This window comes from Pseudomonas cichorii, assembly GCF_003700275.1.
Classification (GTDB): Bacteria; Pseudomonadota; Gammaproteobacteria; order Pseudomonadales; family Pseudomonadaceae; genus Aquipseudomonas; species Aquipseudomonas cichorii_B.
Map to the genome: position 1 here is coordinate 1 of NZ_RBRE01000009.1, position 3713 is coordinate 3713.

General features: G+C 42.3%; 4 protein-coding genes. All 4 read right to left on the reverse strand.

Annotated elements, in window-relative coordinates:
• Nucleotides 1-136: 136 nt before the first annotated feature.
• Nucleotides 137-289, reverse strand: coding sequence for a hypothetical protein (locus ALQ04_RS27000; protein ID WP_221033383.1), 153 nt, complete (start codon nt 287-289; stop codon nt 137-139).
• Nucleotides 290-440: 151 nt separating this feature from the next.
• Complete coding sequence (locus ALQ04_RS02060) at nt 441-1283, reverse strand: type IV pilus biogenesis/stability protein PilW (protein WP_259644876.1); 843 nt, start codon at nt 1281-1283, stop codon at nt 441-443.
• A gap of 40 nt (nt 1284-1323) precedes the next feature.
• On the reverse strand, nt 1324-2118 hold the full coding sequence (locus ALQ04_RS02065; RefSeq protein WP_147466550.1) for a hypothetical protein: 795 nt from the start codon (nt 2116-2118) through the stop codon (nt 1324-1326).
• A gap of 420 nt (nt 2119-2538) precedes the next feature.
• Nucleotides 2539-3426, reverse strand: a complete 888-nt coding sequence (locus ALQ04_RS26675) for a hypothetical protein (protein WP_147466551.1) — start codon at nt 3424-3426, stop codon at nt 2539-2541.
• Nucleotides 3427-3713: the final 287 nt, after the last annotated feature.

Sequence of the window (3713 nt, forward strand, 5' to 3'; positions counted from 1 at the left end):
GGTCATTAGACCAGCTCATGGATTGGCATCTGGAAATGTATTCTGGCGATGCGGGCCCAAGGTTTATGCCTGTTTAGAACAATCCGCTTGTGCATTCGTGAAATAAAAAAAGCCAGAGTTAAAACACACATCATGATTAGGGAGAACCACATTCCTTAACATATCGTGCGACCTTATCACCATGACGAGCAGATTTTATTTCAGAGGCCTTTTCATAATCAGCTGCCTGCACCATTGCTTGAGTAAAAATTGACGTTACCAGGGTTATTGCACCTACATGATTTTTCATGCCAACCCCTAAAGCACACCTAATATTACTTTATTACTAACCACAAAAAACCAAAACCTGCGTATAAAAATGTCTTCATCATATGATCACAACTCCTGAGCTATGGGGTATTTGCAATACAACCTCAAGAAAGGATTTCAGCAAGAGCCGCTCACTTGATACGCTCAGATACTCGAACTGGAACCTTAGCACCTTTACCATCAGCACTCATGGCTTCAACATACTGCTTATAGTATTCGACAGCTTCAGAGGTTCTCTTCAGACTCCACAGAGAATCAGCAATATTCAGCATCAACACTGCTCGTTTGCCAACGGCTTCAATACCTCGGTATATCTTTAGCGCAGAAGTATCATCGCCAGCTTGTGCCAGATAAAAGCCCAAATCATTTAACGCCTGTAAATTTTTGGCGGGCGGATAGCAACCCATATAAGAGCCAACCCCCATAAAAATATGCTCTCTTATTGCTAACGCCCTGTCTTTGACATCCTCTATCGCAGAGGTCGATTTGAGTAGGTCTTTCGGCGTTATAGCTTCAAGCTTGGGCGTTACAATCTCTCCAGCATCTGTCGCCCAACTACTATCCTTCCAGCTTCCAGAGCATACTTCGGCAGGTCGTGAGAGAAGTACACAGCCGCTCTCCATGGAAATCATATCGCAATAGCTTTTCTCGGTAGTCGTTACTTTCTGCCCATCACTTAGCTCACCGAATACTGTTCGTTGAATAAGAGCATAATTTTTATCAGGAGAAAGGGACGTCGAGTTTTTTCCGAAACCTGTCGAGGCACTTGCCATATCATATAAAGTAACGTTCAGATTGTTTTTTATAAATACAGCCTGTTTCCAGGTACCGGAACTGTTATCCCACGAAGAAAAATTCAAGGTAGCCCCGCCTATTCCACTTAATCTAGAGTCTTCTGCATAGCAAACTGCCCCCAAATAAAAAACACAGCAAGCCTTGATGGTTGAAGTTAACCATCGCAAAGGATAGTTCATTTAAAGCACCCCTCCTAAACACCCGAGTGTCGATAAGCCTTTAATTTTTGACACTGATAGTACTATCCGGCATCCACCCAACAGTTTTCACTTTACCCATGTAAGAAACCTTATAGTACAAACCATCCCCGTTACGTTGATAATCACTCAACATCACTTTATCGCCCTGCACCAGATATGCTTTTCTTTTAGTAAATACTGACTCAATGGTCTTATCAAAAAAATTGGCTTTTGCTACTGATACTGTTGCTTCAACTGGTACTGTCGTCCCCTCCCTAACAATCTCGGGATCAGCACACGAAGTCTCACTACAGACTTCTCGCCGTTCAAGCTGTTCTGAGAACTGCCCTCTTTTTTCACACAGATAATAATCTTTCTTCACACCAGAGTAACAGAGCACATCATTATGTGCCGTAGGCCCATCGCTATAAGCACTCAAAATCTTGTCGTTGTTAAACTCTGGATTAGTGACCAATTTCACACCAGATTCTTTAAATTTATCCGTAGCCCTGTCAAACACAAACAATGAGAAGCTTTCACTCACAGAACTTTTGGCATATTTAAGTGCAACAACACACGGTCCTGACTGTTGAGCGAAGCCAAAGTAAGCAGGTAGATCTCCCTCTTGCTCATCCATATTCAAGCTGTAGGTTTCACCAGAATTCTTTATGACAACAACTTTTCCATCTTCAAGCTGTAGCGTGCTTTTGGCCCCCACACACTCACCACCAATTTTTTGTACCGCTTGCTGTTTTATAGTTACGCGCTCAAAGCCAGCACAAGCCTGTGATGAAATGGCCATTAGCAATATCGCACTTACTATAAAATACTTCACTCCATTACCTCTTTATCTACAACATGATATTTCGGATCAACTTCCGAAAGACACACCATCGATTTCAACCAATACTTGATCTATGCAAAGCAGGGCAATAGACTGCTTCCATTCAACCAACGACGATATTGCCTTATCTATTTCGCCACATACGTAGGCTCTCCTTGAGCCGTAGGGGCGCTGATCGGTACTCCGGACTCGGCTCCCTGAGTCAGGGGTGCCGGGGGCTGACGAAGGGTGAGGCCGCTTCCTGCGACGACTGCTCGCACTTGGCTTTCTGATTGACTATTAAAACAGCTTTATGAAAGCCATCCCCCCCCATCACTTCCGGCTAACGTCAGCTCGGAGAGCAATGACCACAGCATAACCGGATCCCCCCCTCACTTATGGACAGAATCAAAGCATTCTTCACATAAAGCCCTAGTTCAAGGCTCGTCGTTCAAATGCTCTCTGAGGAATTAGTTTTTCTTTTCCTGCCGCCTGCATAGTTTCAATATAATTCTTATAATAGAGTTTTGACTTTTCTTTGTCCGACACCCAAAGCACATCTGCAATATTTAGTTTAAGGACTACTCGATCAGGGGAAACTGCCTCCACATCTTTCAATAATGAATACGCCAAGTCACTTTCACCAGACTCGCTCAAAGCAAAGCCGAAATCATTATAAATAGGGGCAGTAATCTTACTAATAGGCGAGTTCGCTTTCATATGACCAATCTGCTCTGGACTTAAATAATAGCTGATCGCGTCGTAATCTTTATCTTTTAAACGCTTTAAAACTATACGATGCGCTAACGCTAAGGAATCTATTTTCTTACCGGCTTCCAACTCAAGTATTTTATCCTTAGCCAATTTACGTTCAGTGTACCAAGCATAACTACGCGCGCCTTCCTCTAAGCTTCCCTCATAACCGGAGAGACTTTGAGATAGCATTAGGTTTTTAGAAATAGTATTTAGACTATTTACCGGATATACAAAAGTTTTATATTGAGTACCACTGAGAGCAATTCCAGGGTGCTGAACGGACCAAGCACATGTGAATAGAAAATAACTATATTCTCCTTTAACCACATAAGCATCTGTGAGAACCGCATTTCCACCCTCTGGCTCACATGTATCAGGAAGCTCATAGTTCTTCTCATTCCCCCCCACTAGCCTGCCTTTCAATACAGGACCATACTGAGTATCTACGGTTACAAACTCAGCTTTTTCCATGCCATTGAAAACAGAATCTAACTCATACGTTTTAGTTTCTGCAACGACAGCCATTGACCACATAGTCAATAACGCCAAAAAAAACTTACTCATCAATTAAACCCCATGGAAACCATAGTGCGTATCTCATTAAAAATAGCGACTCGCTCAGCTAAGCCTATTGTACCACCGTTAACTTTCTTTTAAATATCTGCAACATGCAGAGAAATATTACCTACCGTTCTGGTAGCATATGAATCCGAGATAAAATCATTCATTTTATTCATATCCCACCAAACAAAAGCGGACCCCACACCATACTTTATATCATTAACTATCAAATCTGGATCCATAACAAAATCTTTAGGATCACTAGGGTCTCTTAAATCTGTCTCTTATAC